Source organism: Herminiimonas arsenitoxidans (genome assembly GCF_900130075.1).
Classification (GTDB): Bacteria; Pseudomonadota; Gammaproteobacteria; order Burkholderiales; family Burkholderiaceae_D; genus Oxalicibacterium; species Oxalicibacterium arsenitoxidans.
The window spans coordinates 1836938-1857047 of the sequence record NZ_LT671418.1 but is presented as its reverse complement, the minus strand read 5'-3'; the positions used below and the strand labels follow the sequence as shown (position 1 = coordinate 1857047).

Annotated in this window: 16 protein-coding genes, 2 tRNA genes and 3 rRNA genes; 7 read left to right on the top strand and 14 right to left on the bottom strand. The window is 49.9% G+C overall.

All coding sequences use genetic code 11. From position 1 onward, the window contains the following. Positions 1-553 precede the first annotated feature (553 nt). The 7 genes from BQ6873_RS08775 (at position 554) to phbB (ending at position 8439) form a co-directional block, all read left to right on the top strand. Positions 554-2086, top strand: a 16S ribosomal RNA gene (locus BQ6873_RS08775). A 122-nt stretch (positions 2087-2208) separates the two neighbouring features. Then, positions 2209-2285 (top strand) — tRNA-Ile (locus tag BQ6873_RS08770). A gap of 22 nt (positions 2286-2307) precedes the next feature. Beyond that, positions 2308-2383: transfer RNA gene (locus BQ6873_RS08765), tRNA-Ala, on the top strand. A 305-nt stretch (positions 2384-2688) separates the two neighbouring features. Next, positions 2689-5563 (top strand): 23S ribosomal RNA (locus BQ6873_RS08760). Positions 5564-5732: 169 nt separating this feature from the next. Beyond that, positions 5733-5845: ribosomal RNA gene (gene rrf / locus BQ6873_RS08755) — 5S ribosomal RNA — on the top strand. The 16S, 23S and 5S rRNA genes sit together here with 2 tRNA genes alongside, the layout of an rRNA operon. Positions 5846-6471: 626 nt before the next feature. Beyond that, a complete protein-coding gene (locus tag BQ6873_RS08750; protein ID WP_076592304.1) occupies positions 6472-7647 on the top strand; it encodes an acetyl-CoA C-acetyltransferase in 1176 nt (391 codons plus the stop codon). A 51-nt stretch (positions 7648-7698) separates the two neighbouring features. Beyond that, the gene (gene phbB, locus BQ6873_RS08745) at positions 7699-8439 is read left to right on the top strand and encodes a beta-ketoacyl-ACP reductase (protein ID WP_076592303.1); all 741 of its coding nucleotides are present in this window, start codon (positions 7699-7701) and stop codon (positions 8437-8439) included. 74 nt (positions 8440-8513) lie between these two features. Here phbB and BQ6873_RS08740 read toward each other — a convergent pair whose 3' ends face one another. The 14 genes from BQ6873_RS08740 to bla all read right to left on the bottom strand — a co-directional run bounded on the left by BQ6873_RS08740 (position 8514) and on the right by bla (position 20102). Then, positions 8514-9152 carry a DsbA family protein gene (locus tag BQ6873_RS08740; RefSeq protein ID WP_076592302.1) on the bottom strand — a complete coding sequence of 213 codons (639 nt, stop codon included), beginning with the start codon at positions 9150-9152 and terminating at the stop codon, positions 8514-8516. A gap of 99 nt (positions 9153-9251) precedes the next feature. After that, entirely contained in the window at positions 9252-9839 is a 588-nt protein-coding gene (locus BQ6873_RS08735; protein ID WP_076592301.1) for a 3'-5' exonuclease, read from the bottom strand. Between the two features lie 112 nt (positions 9840-9951). After that, complete coding sequence (locus BQ6873_RS08730) at positions 9952-10173, bottom strand: RNA-binding S4 domain-containing protein (protein WP_076592300.1); 222 nt, start codon at positions 10171-10173, stop codon at positions 9952-9954. Between the two features lie 42 nt (positions 10174-10215). Further along, on the bottom strand, positions 10216-10497 hold the full coding sequence (locus BQ6873_RS08725; RefSeq protein WP_076592299.1) for a hypothetical protein: 282 nt from the start codon (positions 10495-10497) through the stop codon (positions 10216-10218). A 47-nt stretch (positions 10498-10544) separates the two neighbouring features. Further along, positions 10545-10931 (bottom strand): MAPEG family protein, encoded by a 387-nt coding sequence (locus tag BQ6873_RS08720; protein WP_076592298.1) that lies wholly within the window; start codon positions 10929-10931, stop codon positions 10545-10547. A gap of 104 nt (positions 10932-11035) precedes the next feature. After that, positions 11036-12469, bottom strand: coding sequence for an exodeoxyribonuclease I (gene sbcB / locus BQ6873_RS08715; RefSeq protein WP_076592297.1), 1434 nt, complete (start codon positions 12467-12469; stop codon positions 11036-11038). 37 nt (positions 12470-12506) lie between these two features. After that, positions 12507-13472: a GGDEF domain-containing protein gene (locus BQ6873_RS08710; protein WP_076592296.1), complete on the bottom strand. Its 966-nt coding sequence runs from the start codon at positions 13470-13472 to the stop codon at positions 12507-12509. 10 nt (positions 13473-13482) lie between these two features. Next, complete coding sequence (locus tag BQ6873_RS08705; protein ID WP_231949306.1) at positions 13483-14358, bottom strand: HDOD domain-containing protein; 876 nt, start codon at positions 14356-14358, stop codon at positions 13483-13485. After that, positions 14358-14675, bottom strand: coding sequence for a hypothetical protein (locus BQ6873_RS08700; RefSeq protein WP_076592295.1), 318 nt, complete (start codon positions 14673-14675; stop codon positions 14358-14360). Before BQ6873_RS08700 ends, BQ6873_RS08705 begins: the two co-directional genes overlap by 1 nt. Positions 14676-14882: 207 nt before the next feature. Further along, positions 14883-16022: a GGDEF domain-containing protein gene (locus tag BQ6873_RS08695; protein WP_157889147.1), complete on the bottom strand. Its 1140-nt coding sequence runs from the start codon at positions 16020-16022 to the stop codon at positions 14883-14885. A gap of 217 nt (positions 16023-16239) precedes the next feature. Beyond that, positions 16240-16632, bottom strand: a complete 393-nt coding sequence (locus BQ6873_RS08690) for a DUF2237 family protein (RefSeq protein WP_076592294.1) — start codon at positions 16630-16632, stop codon at positions 16240-16242. Between the two features lie 73 nt (positions 16633-16705). Then, positions 16706-17107, bottom strand: a complete 402-nt coding sequence (locus BQ6873_RS08685; RefSeq protein ID WP_076594032.1) for a DUF2721 domain-containing protein — start codon at positions 17105-17107, stop codon at positions 16706-16708. 286 nt (positions 17108-17393) lie between these two features. Further along, positions 17394-19118 (bottom strand): ClcB-like voltage-gated chloride channel protein, encoded by a 1725-nt coding sequence (locus BQ6873_RS08680; protein WP_076592293.1) that lies wholly within the window; start codon positions 19116-19118, stop codon positions 17394-17396. 93 nt (positions 19119-19211) lie between these two features. Beyond that, complete coding sequence (bla, locus tag BQ6873_RS08675) at positions 19212-20102, bottom strand: class A beta-lactamase (RefSeq protein ID WP_076592292.1); 891 nt, start codon at positions 20100-20102, stop codon at positions 19212-19214. Positions 20103-20110: the final 8 nt, after the last annotated feature.

Genomic DNA, 20110 nt, shown 5'->3' with positions numbered 1-20110 from the left:
AGAATTTATATTATTTTCAGAAAAGCGCTTGCCAAGTTGAAAGAAGCTTTGCTATAGTTCGGCTCCCGTCGCAGAACACGCAGCGAAACGCGAAGTAAGCGAGCTGAAATGTGAGTGTGATGGGGGTGAAGAAGTGGTTGTTTTTGGATTTGTTTTCGACGTTCGTTTTAGTGGTTTTAAAGCGAGTCTTTTTAAGAAGTTTTTAAAAGAGTTTGTAAAAAATCTTTTAAAAAATAAATTAAAAAGATGTTGACGAAAACGAAGACATGCCACATAATCTCATCTCTCTGCTGCTGACGAACAAAACGATTCGCAGCGACGCAAACGACGCAAGTTGATAGCGAAGCAGAACAGGTTCTTTAAAAATTAACAGTCGATAAGTGTGGGCGTTTGATGGAAGCGCGGCAGCGAATTTATTCGTTGTCATAACTTTAAACATTAAATGCTCACAAAGAAATATAGATACTTTCAGTTAAATGAAAGTACCTGTCAGTATTTTGAGTGAGCGACCGGTTCGAAAGAACCATGTCAGCAATGACATAAAACAGAGATTAAACTGAAGAGTTTGATCCTGGCTCAGATTGAACGCTGGCGGCATGCCTTACACATGCAAGTCGAACGGCAGCATGGGAGCTTGCTCCTGATGGCGAGTGGCGAACGGGTGAGTAATATATCGGAACGTACCCTAGAGTGGGGGATAACGCAGCGAAAGTTGCGCTAATACCGCATACGATCTACGGATGAAAGTGGGGGATCGCAAGACCTCATGCTCATGGAGCGGCCGATATCTGATTAGCTAGTTGGTGGGGTAAAAGCCTACCAAGGCATCGATCAGTAGCTGGTCTGAGAGGACGACCAGCCACACTGGAACTGAGACACGGTCCAGACTCCTACGGGAGGCAGCAGTGGGGAATTTTGGACAATGGGCGCAAGCCTGATCCAGCAATGCCGCGTGAGTGAAGAAGGCCTTCGGGTTGTAAAGCTCTTTTGTCAGGGAAGAAACGGTGAGCTCTAATACAGTTTGCTAATGACGGTACCTGAAGAATAAGCACCGGCTAACTACGTGCCAGCAGCCGCGGTAATACGTAGGGTGCAAGCGTTAATCGGAATTACTGGGCGTAAAGCGTGCGCAGGCGGTTATGTAAGTCAGATGTGAAATCCCCGGGCTCAACCTGGGAATGGCATTTGAGACTGCATGGCTAGAGTGTGTCAGAGGGGGGTAGAATTCCACGTGTAGCAGTGAAATGCGTAGAGATGTGGAGGAATACCGATGGCGAAGGCAGCCCCCTGGGATAACACTGACGCTCATGCACGAAAGCGTGGGGAGCAAACAGGATTAGATACCCTGGTAGTCCACGCCCTAAACGATGTCTACTAGTTGTTGGGTCTTAATTGACTTAGTAACGCAGCTAACGCGTGAAGTAGACCGCCTGGGGAGTACGGTCGCAAGATTAAAACTCAAAGGAATTGACGGGGACCCGCACAAGCGGTGGATGATGTGGATTAATTCGATGCAACGCGAAAAACCTTACCTACCCTTGACATGTACGGAACCTCTGAGAGATTAGAGGGTGCTCGAAAGAGAGCCGTAACACAGGTGCTGCATGGCTGTCGTCAGCTCGTGTCGTGAGATGTTGGGTTAAGTCCCGCAACGAGCGCAACCCTTGTCATTAGTTGCTACGAAAGGGCACTCTAATGAGACTGCCGGTGACAAACCGGAGGAAGGTGGGGATGACGTCAAGTCCTCATGGCCCTTATGGGTAGGGCTTCACACGTCATACAATGGTACATACAGAGGGCCGCCAACCCGCGAGGGGGAGCTAATCCCAGAAAGTGTATCGTAGTCCGGATTGTAGTCTGCAACTCGACTACATGAAGTTGGAATCGCTAGTAATCGCGGATCAGCATGTCGCGGTGAATACGTTCCCGGGTCTTGTACACACCGCCCGTCACACCATGGGAGCGGGTTTCACCAGAAGTAGGTAGCCTAACCGTAAGGAGGGCGCTTACCACGGTGGGATTCGTGACTGGGGTGAAGTCGTAACAAGGTAGCCGTATCGGAAGGTGCGGCTGGATCACCTCCTTTCTAGAGTTTGCGTGAAAGTTAAGCGTCCACACTTATCGTCTGTTAGTAAGAAAAGAACAGTTAATGTCGGCAGTACGCAGGCTGAATCAGTCTGCGGGTTGTTGGTTGGTACTGATCCAAACGGGTCTGTAGCTCAGTTGGTTAGAGCACCGTGTTGATAACGCGGGGGTCGTTGGTTCGAGCCCAACCAGACCCACCAAGAAATACGTATAACCGGTTTCGGGGGTTTAGCTCAGCTGGGAGAGCACCTGCTTTGCAAGCAGGGGGTCGTCGGTTCGATCCCGTCAACCTCCACCAAGATGTCAAACCTAAGTTGATCTGCATGAAAGTGTAGACGTGATTTAGGTTTGATCTTTTAGATAGATCATTGGCTGTTTTTGTTCTTTAACAATTTGGAAGAAGTAAAGATTTATTGGTGCAAACCAATGATGCGCAAGCATTGTTGAGATGCGCTGATGGGTTTTGATTGTATCAAATCAAATAGTATTGACGATCAGTTATCCGAAAGGATAATCCAGTGTCAATACAGCAAACACGTAGTACTTGTTTGCCTTATAGCCGTCTTCTTGAAAGCGCAAGCGATTGAGAGGCTAAAGTTATAGGGACAAGCGAATAAGTGCACATGGTGGATGCCTTGGCGATATCAGGCGATGAAGGACGTAGTAGCTTGCGATAAGCTGCGGGGAGCTAGCAAACAAGCTTTGATCCGCAGATTTCCGAATGGGGAAACCCGGCCCTTTGGGTCATCACTCACTGAATACATAGGTGTGTGAAGCGAACGCGGCGAACTGAAACATCTAAGTAGCTGCAGGAAAAGAAATCAACCGAGATTCCCAAAGTAGTGGCGAGCGAAATGGGATCAGCCGCAAGTTTTAGCATCAGATATAGTGGAATGCTCTGGAAAGTGCAGCCATAGAGGGTGATAGCCCCTTACACGAAATATGTGGTGTGGAACTAAGCTTGCAACAAGTAGGGCGGGACACGAGAAATCCTGTCTGAACATGGGGGGACCATCCTCCAAGGCTAAATACTCGATATCGACCGATAGTGAACCAGTACCGTGAGGGAAAGGCGAAAAGAACCCCGGAAGGGGAGTGAAATAGATCCTGAAACCGTGTGCATACAAACAGTAGGAGCGGACTTGTTCCGTGACTGCGTACCTTTTGTATAATGGGTCAGCGACTTACATTCAGTGGCAAGGTTAACCGTATAGGGAAGCCGTAGAGAAATCGAGTCCGAATAGGGCGTTCAGTCGCTGGGTGTAGACCCGAAACCAAGTGATCTACTCATGGCCAGGTTGAAGGTGCGGTAACACGCACTGGAGGACCGAACCCACTAATGTTGAAAAATTAGGGGATGAGCTGTGGGTAGGGGTGAAAGGCTAAACAAACTTGGAAATAGCTGGTTCTCTCCGAAAACTATTTAGGTAGTGCCTCAAGTATCACCATCGGGGGTAGAGCACTGTTATGGCTAGGGGGTCATCGCGACTTACCAAACCATTGCAAACTCCGAATACCGATGAGTGCGAGCTTGGGAGACAGACGTCGGGTGCTAACGTCCGGCGTCAAGAGGGAAACAACCCAGACCGCCAGCTAAGGTCCCAAAGATTGGCTAAGTGGAAAACGAAGTGGGAAGGCTAAAACAGTCAGGAGGTTGGCTTAGAAGCAGCCATCCTTTAAAGAAAGCGTAATAGCTCACTGATCGAGTCGTCCTGCGCGGAAGATGTAACGGGGCTAAGCCAGTCACCGAAGCTGCGGATATATCTTCGGATATATGGTAGGAGAGCGTTCTGTAAGCCTGCGAAGGTGTCTTGTAAAGGATGCTGGAGGTATCAGAAGTGCGAATGCTGACATGAGTAGCGATAATGGGGGTGAAAAGCCTCCACGCCGTAAGCCCAAGGTTTCCTGTTCAACGTTCATCGGAGCAGGGTGAGTCGGCCCCTAAGGCGAGGCAGAGATGCGTAGCTGATGGGAAGCAGGTTAATATTCCTGCACCGTCGTTAGATGCGATGGGGGGACGGATCGCGGAAGGTTGTCCGGGTGTTGGATGTCCCGGTTCCTGTGTCATAGAAGGCTGTTAGGCAAATCCGGCAGCGTAATTCAAGGGCATGGGACCAACGAATTTATTCGTGAAGCAATCGGAAGTGGTTCCAAGAAAAGCCTCTAAGCTTCAGTCTAACGAGACCGTACCGCAAACCGACACAGGTGGGCGAGATGAGTATTCTAAGGCGCTTGAGAGAACTCGGGAGAAGGAACTCGGCAAATTGGTACCGTAACTTCGGGATAAGGTACGCCCTTGTAGTTTGACCACTTTACTGTGGAAGGATGAAGGGGTTGCAATAAACTGGTGGCTGCGACTGTTTAATAAAAACACAGCACTATGCAAACACGAAAGTGGACGTATATGGTGTGACTCCTGCCCGGTGCTGGAAGATTAAATGATGGGGTGCAAGCTCTTGATTGAAGTCCCAGTAAACGGCGGCCGTAACTATAACGGTCCTAAGGTAGCGAAATTCCTTGTCGGGTAAGTTCCGACCTGCACGAATGGAGTAACGATGGCCACACTGTCTCCTCCCGAGACTCAGCGAAGTTGAAATGTTTGTGATGATGCAATCTACCCGCGGCTAGACGGAAAGACCCCATGAACCTTTACTGTAGCTTTGCATTGGACTTTGAACCAATCTGTGTAGGATAGGTGGGAGGCTTTGAAGCGGGGACGCTAGTTCTCGTGGAGCCAACCTTGAAATACCACCCTGGTTTGTTTGAGGTTCTAACCTTGGTCCGTTATCCGGATCGGGGACAGTGCATGGTAGGCAGTTTGACTGGGGCGGTCTCCTCCCAAAGTGTAACGGAGGAGTTCGAAGGTACGCTAGGTACGGTCGGACATCGTGCTAATAGTGCAATGGCATAAGCGTGCTTAACTGCGAGACTGACAAGTCGAGCAGGTACGAAAGTAGGACATAGTGATCCGGTGGTTCTGTATGGAAGGGCCATCGCTCAACGGATAAAAGGTACTCTGGGGATAACAGGCTGATTCCTCCCAAGAGTTCATATCGACGGGGGAGTTTGGCACCTCGATGTCGGCTCATCACATCCTGGGGCTGTAGCCGGTCCCAAGGGTATGGCTGTTCGCCATTTAAAGTGGTACGTGAGCTGGGTTTAAAACGTCGTGAGACAGTTTGGTCCCTATCTGCCGTGGGCGTTGGAAATTTGAAGGGGGCTGCTCCTAGTACGAGAGGACCGGAGTGGACGAACCTCTGGTGTACCGGTTGTCACGCCAGTGGCATTGCCGGGTAGCTAAGTTCGGAAGAGATAACCGCTGAAAGCATCTAAGCGGGAAACTTGCCTTAAGATGAGATTTCCCAGAGCCTTGAGCTCTTTGAAGGGTCGTTCGAGACCAGGACGTTGATAGGTCAGGTGTGGAAGTGCAGTAATGCATTAAGCTAACTGATACTAATTGCCCGTACGGCTTGTCCCTATAACCTTAGCAGGTGTAGGCAACAAGTACACGTGAGTGCGAACTTGATTCGTGCAATCAAAACCGCTGTACCATCACCCATGGTTACAGTGTGATCTTTACTTCTTCCAGATTGAGTTGTTTGCTCAAGTCAGCTTTAACGACTTAGCAAGTGACTTTACAAGTTATGCCTGATGACCATAGCGATTTGGTACCACCCCTTCCCATCCCGAACAGGACCGTGAAACGAATTTGCGCCGATGATAGTGCTGCAACCAGTGTGAAAGTAGGTCATCGTCAGGCTTTTATTTAGAAAACCCCTCAGTAGAAATGCTGGGGGGTTTTTGCTTTGCGCGATCGGTTTGTAGCGCCACAGCAAATGCGTAACAATTCACGCACTTAGTCATCAAAGCTAGAGCAGATAGCAGTAACTCTATTCAGACTTCGCTTTATATCCTCCGCTCCTTCCTCCTGATACACCCTCACAGCAAACAGCATCGAGTGCCTCAGTCGATCACAGCAGGAGCAGTGTGACTCTTCGTGTACTTGCATAGATTCGAATGAACATTGATGCATGTCTATATGCGCATCACGTGATGTGAATACATTCTTGATCAGGCATTAAGAACGAAGCGATTCTTCAAGAAAAACATTTTGAATTTGCGTGATTTAGTCATCATGATTCCTACGTCATTTTTAATCTGATGACAGCAAAACTGACATATAACCTGTCTAAGAAAAGAAGAATAATTTTATGTCAGCAGAAGTTTTCATCTATTTGATATCTAGTCATTGCGTTCCAAACAATTTTTAGATACGGTTCTAAGAAGGTGCTTTTGAACAGAGAGTTCTTTGTGCGAATTTCACAGCGTAGCCTTGCTGATCAACGGTAAAAGTTGTTTCCCCGAAGTGCATTATGGAGAGTTGAAATGGATGATGTCGTCATTGTTTCTGCTGGACGTACTGGTGTTGGAAAATTTGGTGGGGCTTTGGCAAAGACGCCTGCTACAGATTTAGGGGCACACGTCATTAGAAGTTTATTGGCACGTAGTGGCATTCCGGCTGATCTGATTAGTGAAGTAATCTTAGGGCAAGTGCTGACTGCCGGTTGCGGGCAAAATCCTGCGCGACAGGCATTGATACATGGCGGCATACCGGACATGGTGCCGGCTTTCACGATCAATAAAGTATGTGGTAGCGGATTGAAGGCAACACATCTTGCTGCGCAGGCGATCAAATGTGGTGATGCACAAATCATCATCGCTGGTGGGCAGGAAAACATGAGCGCTTCACCGCATGTTTTGAATAACTCACGTGATGGTTTTCGCATGGGTGATGCGAAGTTGACCGATACGATGATTGTTGATGGTCTGTGGGATGTCTACAATCAATATCACATGGGTACCACTGCAGAAAATATCGCAAAAAAATTCGGCATCTCACGCCAGGAACAAGACGAGTTTGCACTCGCATCTCAACAAAAGGCCGAGGCAGCACAAAAGGCTGGCAAGTTCAAAGACGAAATCATTCCTTTTGAAATACAAAGTAAAAAAGGAAATGTCGTTTTCGATACTGATGAATATATCAAGCACGGAACAACAGCTGAATCGCTCGCTGCCTTACGTCCTGCATTTTCAAAAGATGGCACAGTCACCGCAGGCAATGCATCCGGGATTAATGACGGTGCGGCTGCAGTCATTTTGATGTCGGCGAAAAAAGCTAATGAACTTGGACTCAAACCACTGGCAAAAATAAAAGCTTATTCATCGGCAGGTGTTGATCCTAGCGTGATGGGTATGGGCCCGGTTCCAGCTGCACAGCTATGTTTGAAAAAAGCAGGATGGACACATCAAGATCTCGACCTGATGGAAATCAATGAAGCTTTCGCGGCGCAGGCAATCGCAGTGAATCGTGAAATGGGCTGGGATACAAACAAGATCAACGTGAATGGAGGTGCGATTGCTATTGGTCATCCGATAGGCGCATCTGGTTGCCGTATTCTGGTCACGCTCTTGCATGAAATGATACGTCGTGATGCCAAGCGTGGACTGGCGAGTTTGTGTATCGGTGGTGGTATGGGGGTAGCACTTGCGATTGAACGATAAAAATTCTTTGACGCTTTTAATAAAAATATCGAATTAAGAGGACGACAAAATATGACACGCGTTGCATTGGTTACTGGAGGAATGGGTGGTTTGGGTGAAGCGATTTGCATCAAACTGGCGGCACTTGGATATCAGGTAGTTACAACTTATTCACCTGGTAATACCAAGGCGGATGAATGGCTGAAGACGATGAAGGCCAGTGGTTACGATTTCCACGCTTATCCGTGTGATGTTTCGGATTACGAGTCAGCGCAACAGTGCGTTGCCCGTGTTGAAAAAGAAATCGGCCCGGTCGATGTGCTGGTTAACAACGCTGGCATCACGCGCGACGTGACTTTCAAGAAAATGAATAAACCTGACTGGGATGCTGTTATGGGCACCAATCTGGATTCCGTATTCAATATGACGAAGCCAGTATGTGATGGCATGGTGGAGCGCGGTTGGGGGCGCATCATCAACATCTCTTCGGTGAATGGTCAGAAGGGCGCATTTGGGCAGACCAATTATTCCGCTGCCAAAGCAGGCATGCATGGTTTTACCAAAGCATTGGCACTGGAAGTCGCGCGCAAGGCCGTCACTGTGAATACGATTTCACCAGGGTATATCGGTACCAAGATGGTGATGGCGATTCCACAAGAAGTGCTGGAGTCGAAAATTGTGCCGCAAATTCCAATGGGTCGTTTAGGCAAGCCGGAAGAAATTGCCGGCCTGGTTGCTTACCTCGCGTCGGATGAGGCAGCATTTTTGACCGGTGCCAACATCGCGATCAATGGTGGACAGCATATGTACTAAAACAAGCTGAACTACGATTCAGCTTGTTTTAAAACTCTATCTGTTACGTCTGTTTATTGAGCGGAATATGTAGATCAAGCTGGTTGGTCGATCAGCGCTTGTAAACGATCAACCAGCGTTTCTGTTTTTGTGTAGCCGGATGTGACCAGGTGCAGTTCACCATTTTTTTCCAATACCAACGTTGGAAAACCGGATACACCCCAACGTTTGGTCTGGGAAAAATCGGCATGAGTTGCTGCAATTGCTTCTTCGGATGACCATGTCGCAAGGAAAGCAGCAGCGTCAATCTTAATACCCGCTTTGCTGATGACGTCCGCGCCAATTTTTGCCAATACTTCACCCTTCGTCGTATCCAAAGCTTCGGCATAAAACGCATGTTGGATTGCATGAAAAACGTTGAGTGCCGTATCGGGAGCCAAGATGCCGGCTGCGACGACGGCGCGGCAAGCAGGTTCGGTATCGTAGACAAAGCCTGCATGCGATAAGCCATCTTTAGAGAATGGCAGTCCGCTGACTTCTTCAACCTTCTTCCAATGTGAAAGCAGCGTTGCTTTCAACTCCTCATCCATTACTTCCGTATTGTAGGCACGCAAGCCACCGACAATAATTTCCAAGGGCGTGTCTGGCAGACCATTGATCAAAGTCACCAATTCCGGCCCAAAACCATAGCACCACGAACACATAGGATCGGCGATGTAGATGAGTTTGCTCATTAGTCTTATTCCTTAGATATAAATCGGTAAAGGCAAGTGTGGCCGTTTGATGGGATTGACGACCTTATCGTTTGCTAGTCAGCAGCATAGCACTACTGTTTAACTATCCGATGCTGTTGGTAGAGGTAAATTTGGTTGTTGTCGCAAGGTTTGGACGGCCTTGGAAAAGACCTCATGCGGTATGTTGGTGCTCAGCTTACGCCACAATTGCCATAACAAATCCGCATCGGCCAAAGCACGGTGGCGGGCCTCCGGGATTAGCTCGTGGCGCGTGATCAACGTATCCAGATTATGTTTTTTCTCGGCAGGAAATAATGCACGCGATAGTTTGACGGTACACAGCATTTCCGAGCGTAATGCATGACCTGAGCGTGCAAAGGCATGGTGCAAAAAGCCGTAATCGAAGCGTGCGTTATGCGCGATGAATAATCCATCTTCCAAACGTGTGCGTACGGCATCGGCCAATATTTCAAACGAGGGTGCAGTCTCTACCATCTCGTCGCTGATGCCGGTCAGACCTTGAATAAATTCAGGTATGGGCCGGCCTGGATTAACGAAGGTCGACCATCGATCTATGTTGCCATCAGTACTGACGGTAACAATGCCGATTTCGGTGATGCGATCGTTGAGCAGGTTTGCGCCTGTTGTTTCCAGATCGACAAAGATTAATTTTTCGTGTGGCGTCATGGCCTCATTGTCCCACGCCTGCCATCACTGCGTAGGCTTTTGCGATTGTGCTAAAGACAAGTTGAGAGCGCCATTCAAGGGTTGGTATGATGAAGAAGCAGGAAGGCGCAACTTATGTTGCTGCGCGTACCTTGATGCGGACGTCACCCAGGGCGACGACTTGTCCTGCACGGATTTTGCAGGTTTTGCGTAATTCGGTTTGGCCATCTACTTTGACGTTACCGCTGGCAACCATGACCTTACCGGCTCCACCACTATCGCAGATGCCGACCAGTTTCAGTAGTTGGTTCAATTCGACGTATTCGTCGTTTAGTTCAAATTCAAGTTGTTGCATGGTTGTGCTGACTATTTTAAGAATGATGGGGGCGACGTGCGCTTAGTTTGATTTGGCCAGCGTTTGTCGCGCATTATCCAGCCACATATCCAGTGTGGTCAGCAGATCGATCTGGCTGAAGGAGCAGCTCTCTTCAGTGAACAAGCTGCCGGCTTCTAGACGGCCAAGCATATCTTCCATCACTTTGCCATAAGGAGTAGGCAAATCAGATAGAAGGGCGGTTTGCGCGCGCCATGTCTGGCAGAGAGCTGCCACGGTGAGGTGATCTTGCCGAATGGCATCAAGAGACTCTTGCAGTAGTTGTAAAGTTTGATCGTGCGACATAACAATAAATAGAAAAAGTGAAAAAACAGCGCCAACAAACTATGTCATTAAGCACTATGAAAAACGGGCGTCAGGAAAAGTGCGATGACACACAGATAACCGATCAACCACGCGATGGAACGTAGCGTAGCGCGATCCGTCAGATACAAAAATGTGTACACAAGGCGCGCTGCAATAAATGCGGCAGCCAGCATGTTAATCGAATCTTGCGGAGCCTGTAGTTGTTGCGCGACGAGCACACCCGCGGCAAAGAATGGAAATGCCTCAAAGTGATTGCGATGAGCTGCATCTGCACGACTGCGTCGGCCTTCCAGTTTTTCCATCCAGCGTCGCGGTTCAGAGTTGTCAAAGTCAGGACGGCCCCATTTTGCGATGGCAACGGTAACGACGGGCATGATGCCGGCAATCAAAACACACCAGTAAGAAAGATGCATGTCTATCTCCAATCAATGGCGTGAGCCCTTATCTGCAAGTGCACAGATTAGCATGGCGTGTTCAACTGCAAGTGACAGATCTGCATAAGTGCTATGCAGGAATTTTATGCGCGGCTTGGTGCGATCGCTTCAGCATAATCGTAGAGCGCACCAAGGATTTCCTCACCGCGTTCATCGACATCTTCAGACAACTGGTCGATTTCAGCAAACAAGGTTTCTATCGTGCGTGCACCACCTTCACCATCAAACAGACGTGCCGCGCGATGTTCTTCCCAGCGCTGCACTTCTTCTTCAGAAAGCGTATGCGGGAAGTTGCGTGCACGATAGCGCCAAACGATTTCTTCCAGACGTGCATCGTTAAAACTTGGTGTGGCTTTGGCCAATGCTTCTGGCGAGAGTGCGCGTAAATCCTGCAGCAAGCGTCGGTCATTGTTGCCAACGAAACCGCCGTACAGGTCTTCATCTACGTCCGGTGTCGCTTCTTGCGGACGATAGAACACATCCTGCCAGATAGCGCTCATATCGGGTGTGGCAGCTGCGATCTCTGCATGCTTGAGCGCAGTGGCAACATCGATGCCCCATTGTTCTGTCATCGCTGGTGACAGCGTTTTCAGATTATTGATAACGATGGGCGATTTATTCAGATGGATGGTTTTGATCGGAAGTCGACTTACGCCATCCGGCAATGCATCGCTCTTGCTGAACATACGCATGCGTATGGTTTCTGCATCCAATGTTGCCAATTCACCAGGATCGACTGAGAGATCCCACACAATGACTTCATTCTTGTTCGTCGGATGGACTGCTAATGGCCAGACGATAGCTATGCAACCGCGCTCGGCGGGAATCATGCCGGTGATATGCAGGAACGGACGACGTACAGGCAAGCCGATTTCCGCAGCGACTTTGTCTTTCTTGTGCAAGCCTAGGCAGAAATCGAACAGTTTAGGCTGACGATCACGAATCAAGCGTGCAAGTGCAATCGTGGCGCGTACATCTGACAGCGCATCGTGCGCTGCTTCATGTGCGATGCCGTTTTCTGCGGTCAATTGCTCCAGTCTGAAGCTAGGGCGACCGTCTGGATGTTTAGGCCAATTGATACCTTCTGGGCGCAAAGCATACGCAGTGCGCACGACATCGAGTATGTCCCAGCGACCACAACTGTTTTGCCATTCGCGCGCATACGGATCGATCAGATTGCGCCAGAACATGAAGCGTGTAACTTCATCATCGAAACGTATGGTGTTGTAGCCAACGCCTATGGTGCCGGTTTGCGACAAGACTTTTTCTATCTCTGCGGCAAACTGATGTTCAGGCACGCCGCGTTCCAGACAGACTTGCGGTGTGATGCCGGTGATCAGACACGATTGTGGATCAGGTAAAAAGTCGTTGGCCGGCTTGCAGTACAGCATGATCGGCTCGCCGATTTCATTCAGTTCTGCATCGGTGCGGATCGCGGCGAATTGCGCCGGGCGATCACGACGCGTATTGATGCCAAAGGTTTCGTAGTCGTGCCAGAGAAAGGTATGCGTAGACATCGTGAAATAAAAATAAGTAATGAAGCGTGGCTTTTAATTAAACCGCGACTTGATTGCGCCCGGCTTCTTTGGCGCGATACAAGGCGGCATCTGCGCTTGCCAGCAAGCCATCAGCATCCTGCAGCGGTACCAGTGAGGCGACGCCAAATGATGCAGTAATGTGCGGCAAGGGGATACGCATATCGTCGAACACAACGGCCAGGCGCATGCGTTCGCACAGACGTTGCGCCACCATTGTACCGGCAACATCATTGCTGTCTGGCAGGATGACGATTAATTCTTCACCGCCATAACGTACGGCAAAGTCACTAGGACGCAAAGCTGCACTTAATACGCCAGCGGCAGTGCGCAAGGCATTGTCGCCAGCCAGATGGCCGTGTTGATCGTTGAATTGCTTGAAGTAATCCAGATCGATCATGATCAGAGAAAAAGCTTGGTTGGTACGATGTGCTTCTTCTATCAATACGGATAATTTATCGTTGAGCCAGGCGCGATTATTCAGATTAGTTAAGCCATCCACCATCGATAACTGTCGATAGAATTCACCGACTTTTTCGCGCCGGCGCAATTTGGCATTGGCTGCACGCAGGCGGAATGATAGTTGACGTAAAAGATTGCGCGCGACGCCATCTGCTTCATCGATCAAGCGCCATAACGTGCTGGATTCAATCACTAGCAGATCTGTTTCCTGCAAGGCGATCAAGGTGTTTGAATGTGCTGCATCGTCCAGTACGGATAATTCACCGACACTTTCGCCGGGTAATATCTTCTCGGTGCGTATGCCTTGTGTTTCATCAATCAGCGTATTGCCGAGTGCGCCGCGCAAGACGGCATACACGCACGCTTCGCTATTATGAGGATGGGAAACGGTTTGACCGTGAAGGATGCGTACTACAGCGCATGGAGCTAGCAGGGTGGCGACGACAGGATCGGTAATGCCATCAAATAAATGTAAGCTGCCAATTGCATAACCGGATGCACCAAAGGTCGTAATCTGCTCCAACTTGTTCCTTCTATTTTTCTGTCAACAATACGCGGCTTACTTCATCGAACAACATTTCAGTTTCGTGGAAGACCTGCTGATAAACATCTTCACTCAATCCAAGTCCATTCCACGCGATCACTGAAATTGGCGGCACCAGATCATCTTCCCGACCGGATAAATCGAGCGCATGCGCGATAGCATCGGCGATATGCACGATCGATGCCAGTGAACGCACTTTTTGCTGTTCAGGATGGTGATGGCCTGCAATCGCATAACGGATCGAATCGGAAAAATTCCAGTGCGCCGCCAGTGCTTCTCCAGCCATGACGTGATCAACACCCATCACTTCGCGTTCTGCATCCAGCCAGTGGCAATCGTGCAGATTACGATACGCGATTACAGCTTCGTATTCATTGCGGAAATAGGTGACTAGGACCAAGCGACCGATATCGTGGAGTAAACCGGCGGTGAAGGCGTAATCCTGATTCAGATGCAGATGGCGTGCCAATACGCGTGCGCAAACGGCCGTGGCGACTGAATGACGCCACAAGGAAAAGAAATCGAAACCGGCGCAATTATTCGGCGGGAAGTATCCAGTCAGCGCACTTGCCGTAACCACATGGCGTACCGAATCCACACCAATCAGCGTAATCGCTTGCTGGATGGTCGTGACCTTGGATTGCAAACCGTAGAAAGAGGAGTTGGCAAACTGCAGTGTCTTGGCAGTGAGTGCCTGATCGAGAGAAACTTTGCGGGTGATGACATTGAGATCGCCATCATCCGGCCCGACGTTTCTCATCAAATCCTGCACGATGGCAGGCAAGGCCGGCAGATCGCGGATCTGGCTGATGACCTGATCAAAATGCAATCTGTATGTACTTGTTTCGGGCATATCTATCGTCATCATTGTTCCCCCAGACGAAAGCGGCGGATGTAGGCATGCAGCAAGCCGTTCGCTTCCTTGTCATCTGATTTGCGGAACAGTCGCGCAAGTCTTGATTGAAAACGCGCGCGTTGCGCGGTTTCCTCTTCTTCAGTGAGTTCACCCATGAAGATGCGCAAGGAAACGACATTGTGACGACGCAGAGATTCTATCGTTTGCTCTGTCAGCATCACCCCTTTGGGTAATAGAACTTGTCCCTGCGTATCCAACAAATTATCCGCCAGCACCATACCTGGAACGATATCAGCCAATGCCAACTGTTGATGAATGATGCTCACGATGTCTGCCTCTATTATTGTGATCTAGGCTTAGCTTACCACCGGGCGTGCGATGTATCCATGGGGAAATAAAGATGCTGACGCATAGATAAAATATGGATGAAAAGTGAGGGTTTACCGCCACAAAAGGAAACATGCCACTGCATTATGTATTTTACAAATGTAGTGACATGAAAAAAGAGCAAGTGTTCAAGCGAGGGGCCGCATTTAGGCTGCGTATCGGTTGCGTCCCAAGCCCTTTGCTTCGTATAAGGCGGCGTCTGCTCGTCGGACTAACTGCTCCCACGAGCAGACGTCCTTCTTTGGTAGGGTCGTTAATCCCACGCTGATGGTGACAGGATGCACACCAAGGAAGCGATACTTATCTACCGCATCAACCAAACGCTGGCCGACAATTGCGGCGTCATCGCGATTGACTCCCGGCAGTATGATGAGGAATTCTTCACCACCATAGCGACCGACCAGATCGATGGTGCGGCAGGTTTGTTGCAGGATGGTGGCAACGTCCATGATGACTGTGTCGCCAGCAGCATGACCGAACTTGTCATTGAAGTTCTTGAACATATCGATATCGATAAATGCAATCGTCAATTCATGCTGCAGTCGTGCGGCGGATGCCAGACTGTACTCGCCGGAGGCAACGATGGCACGGCGGTTTAATAATTTGCTCAATTCATCATGCGTAGCCAGATGGCGGTTTTCTTCCACTATACGTTCGAAGTACAAAAGCAGCAGGCCGATGGAAAACACCACGGTGCCAATAGTGGGCAGTAGATAGGCAACGGCGATCTCGAATGTTGAGCGAGTGGGCGGCAGGTATTCGCTTACCTGCAGTATGGCTATGACTATGCGTAGCACATTGCCTATCATCAGCAGCACAATCGCACTTGGCGCCAGTGCCTGGACAAATGTTTTCGGTGGGCCGTTTTGTCCTTGCCAGATCGCGTGCAAACTCAGACCAAGTAATAGCAATATGGTGAAGGAAAGAAGAATCGAGCGTCCTTGAGGGCTCGATTCCAGCTTAACCAGTATCGCAAGCAGAACAATGAAGACGACGACGATGGCCCAGCCCCATTTTTGTGGCTGTTTTTTGTAAAAAGCCTGAATGCCATGCCATTGGAAGACTAGGCCGATCATGATCGCGCCGGTGCCATTGAGGATGAAGGCAGGTCTATTCAGTCGATTATTTAATATAGCGATCAGGACGCCGAAGGCGATCCAGACACCGGACAAGGCCCAGTATTTTGTGCATTTTTCGGAAGGAGCTGCGTAAAAAACGCCGGCCATCACCAGTGCAATACAGAATTGCACAAGGATTAACGAGATGCCAGCGGTCAACGAATCCATACTTAGCCTAACGATCCGTTTAAATGAGTGGTCAGTAAATTTGCAGGGTGGAAATTATTCTAACGGATTCTTTTCAGAAATATTGAGGAGTATCTTGGCATTTCGCGACAACAATCGTGTTGATTGTCATATTAGCAAAGTTACCGGTGCTATATGGCCTGAGATGGCGCTGCGAGTCGAATAACGCATGCTTGGCATGCATCGTGATGCGAGTGGCTTATTCTTCTTCGCGGATGGGATAAGCATGCTTGCGCAAATCATCCAGGCTCACTATTTCCAGCGCAGTCTGGTTGGTGCTCTCCAGCACGACTTTAGGTGCCACGCCGGCGCGCCAGGCTTCTACCCAACGATTGGCGCATAAACACCATTGATCGCCCGGCTTCAGACCAGGGAAGTTCCATTCCGGACGCGGCGTCGAGAGATCGTTACCACATGCCTTGCTGAACACCAGGAAGGACGCCGTCATCACGGTACAAATGACATGCGTACCGACGTCATCTTCATTTGTCTTGCAGCAGCCATCGCGGAAGTATCCGGTCAAGGGCTTGAAAGAACAGGGAACCAGTGGTTCGCCAAAGACGTTTTTGGCTAGAGGCAGAGACGGTGGCATGTGAGTAATCGAGAGAAATAGACGGCAAATTGTGCAGCGCCGACTTTAACACGGCGGCTGCATGGTAGTGCGATCAGTCGAGTTCTTTCAGGCTTTGTTCCATATCTTCCATCTCGATCTCGATGGCTTTGGTGCTGATGATGATTTCGTACAAAGACACCAGCAGCGACAGCACCAGCATGAAGATGCTGAAACCGAAGATCACTTGTGCGATAAAAATCAGTTTGATGAAGACTAGGAACATCGATAGCGCGCATAGGATAAAAGCGCCGACGCCCATTTCCTGCATGCGCCGGATCAGCATCACGCGTACGCGTAAATTGGCAATTTGCCGACTTACCACGTCGTGCGCGCGTTCCTGATACTTGACGTGCAGTTGTCGTATCAATTGCGCGATGACCAGAAAACGGTTGGTATATGCCAGCAGCAAGAGCGAAATGGCGGGGAAGAGCAGAGCAGGTGTAGTCAAGTCCATGAGGGTGTCCAATGGTAATGGATATAAAAAGGCCAACATCGCTGTGGTTCAACGATACCAACCGTAACGCAAGAAATACACCAGATTTGATAAGCCCAGATGCAAAGTTGACGTTGTCGTTGCTTGGTGCCTCCATTTGCATGGCGACATCAAGTCGATATTGTAATGAAGAAGCCTGACACAGTAATTACGTTGCAGGCCCTCGTTTGATAAAAACAGCCCGGCACGACCGGCATCAACGAGCCGCCAAATATGCGATTCTGTTCTTCCACTGCAGCGGCTTGCTTTAGCTCAAACGGTAATACGCATCCAGCAGCGACGTTTTATAGATGGCACCCAGCAGCACTGGCGCTTCCACACTCTGCACTATCGGCAAGCGCTCACCCTGATGTTGCAGAAAGCGTTGCAATGCCTCGCTGAGCGACATCTCCGGCGTGATCACCGGCAGGAAGTCGTGGCGTAAAAAGTCGGCTGCTGTTTTGTCTGGGTGCGCCTGCTTGTCCGTGAGTATCAGCGTCAAATCCTGCAATGCAACGACACCTTGATAGAGATTGGCTGCATCAACGATGTAGAGATATTTGGCGGAATGCTCGATGAAGATGCGCGTCATGTCTTCCAGCGATGCAGTCAGTGGCAATACGGTTTCTGCCGGTTTAATCAGATCGCGCATCTGGGTTTGGCGCAGGCGCAATTTCTCTTTTTCTTCCTGATTGCGTTTGATGACGATCTCATACATAGACGTGCCATCGATACTGCGTGCAATAAAGTAAGCCACCACGCACGACAACATCAGCGGCAACATGATCTGATAACTCAAGGTCATCTCGAAGATCATCAGGATCGCCATCATCGGTGCGCTGGTTGCTGCGGCAAGGAATGCGCCCATGCCCACCATCGCATAAGCAAATGGTTGCGACACCGCGCCCGGCCACAACAACTGCATGCCAAGTCCGAACAGATAGCCCATCGCCGCACCCATGAACAGCGTCGGTGTGAACACGCCACCGACCGCACCGGAGCCAGTCGTCAGCGCCGTCGCTACCAACTTGAATGCCAGCACCATTAATACTGCCGACCACACCCATTGTTCATGCAAGAGTGAATTCACCACGCTGTAACCGTTGCCCCACACCTGTGGCACCCATACCGACATAATGCCGACGAGCAGGCCGCCGAGGCCAAGTCGCACAGGCAACGGCAATCCACTTTTCTGAAATTGACGTTTAGAGAAATCAAGTATTCGCAAGAATTGCGGGGCACAGATGCCAGCCAGTATGCCCAGTCCGATGAACAGAACGACCTCCACATCTGCAATCGCCTGAAAGGTCGGCATTTCATAGGCAGGTTGATAACCGGGGAACTCGCGCATCGTGATGTTCGCCACCACCGCCGCGACCAGAACCGGGCCGAAGCTGGACATCGCAATCGAACCGAGCACGATCTCGGTAATAAAAAATGCACCGGCAATCGGTGCATTGTAGGCAGAGGCCAAACCGGCGGCGGCACCGCATGCCACCAGCAGGCGTAGACGCGATGGTTCAAAGCGTCCGATGCGTCCAACTACCGAAGCGCAGGTTGCAGCCAATTGCACCATCGCACCTTCGCGTCCGATGGAACCACCCGTCACTATCGTGCATAAGGACGAGATGCTGCGCAGCAGATTTTGCCGAACAGAGAGATGACCATCGCCGACGACCACCGCTTCCATGTAATCGGATTTTGCTTCCTTCGCATAACGCTTTGCCAGTACCAGAAACACGCCGGCAACGATGCCGCCCGCAGTAGGCAGAAGCACGCGCATTTCCCACGGCAAGACCTTGGCCATTTCTACCAGTGAGCCACTATGTCCGACCAGTAAGCGCTGCAATCCGGCGAGACTGTCACGAAAAGCAATCGTTGATACAGCTCCGATGACGCCGACCACAGCGGCGCACAGCAACATCAGATGCGCCTCGGATAGACGGAACAAGCGTTTCAGATAAATGGCGATGTCGCGTAACAAGATCGGCATGAACGAGCAATCGATGGAGTTAAATACCAGGAATTTCTGTGATTAGCTTAACAGGATGTGAGGTCGGATACGAGCAGGGCCTTATGTCTACTTTCAGCTTAAAGCACTGACCAGAATGCGCGCGGCAGATGCGATCACCTCGTCACGAGGACGCGCATCTTTTTCATTTTGTGTGAAGTAGATCGCAGCGACGATGGGTGCGCCTTTTGCTGGCCAGATGACGCCTACATCGTTGGTTGTGCCGTAAGAACCGGTTCCTGTTTTATCTCCAACAATCCAGCCTTTGGGTACACCTGCCAATATGCGCTTGCCGCCAGTTGTATTGCCTTGCAACCAAGCCACAAATTGTTCGCGCTGAGGGAGCGCCAAAGCATTGCCGAGGGTGAGTTTTTGCAAACTCATTTGCATCGCTGCAGGTGTCGATGTATCGCGCAAGTCGCCGGGGATGGCTGTATTCAATTCTGGTTCCCAGCGATCCAGTCGAAAGGTGTCGTCGCCGATAGTGCGAGCATAAGCTGTCACCGCAGCAGGTCCGCCCAATTCCTTCATCAAAAAATTCGCGGCGGCGTTATCGCTATATTGCAAAGTGGCGGCACAAAGTTCGGTAATCGTCATACCGTCAGCGATGTGCTTCGCCGTAATCGGTGCATAACCAGATTTCTCAACTTCTTCTTTGGTGTAGCTAACGCGTTGTTGCAGCAATTGATGATTGCTTTCACTTTTCTTCAGAATGGCAGCAGCGGCAATTGCCTTGAATGTACTGCAAAAAGGGAAGCGTTCGTCAGCACGGTATTGCACGCGTGCGCCGTTGGCTGTATTGATCGCAGAGACGCCAAACCGGCCATGAGCGGACGCTTCAAGTTTTTCCAATTCTTGCTGTATTGCACTGAGTGTGATTTTTTGATTGCTGGCGAATGCCGGAATATAAAAAGGAGTGGTGATGACGGCTAGTACGAGTGAACGTCTGCGGGAAGAGCGGAGCATGGTTTTCT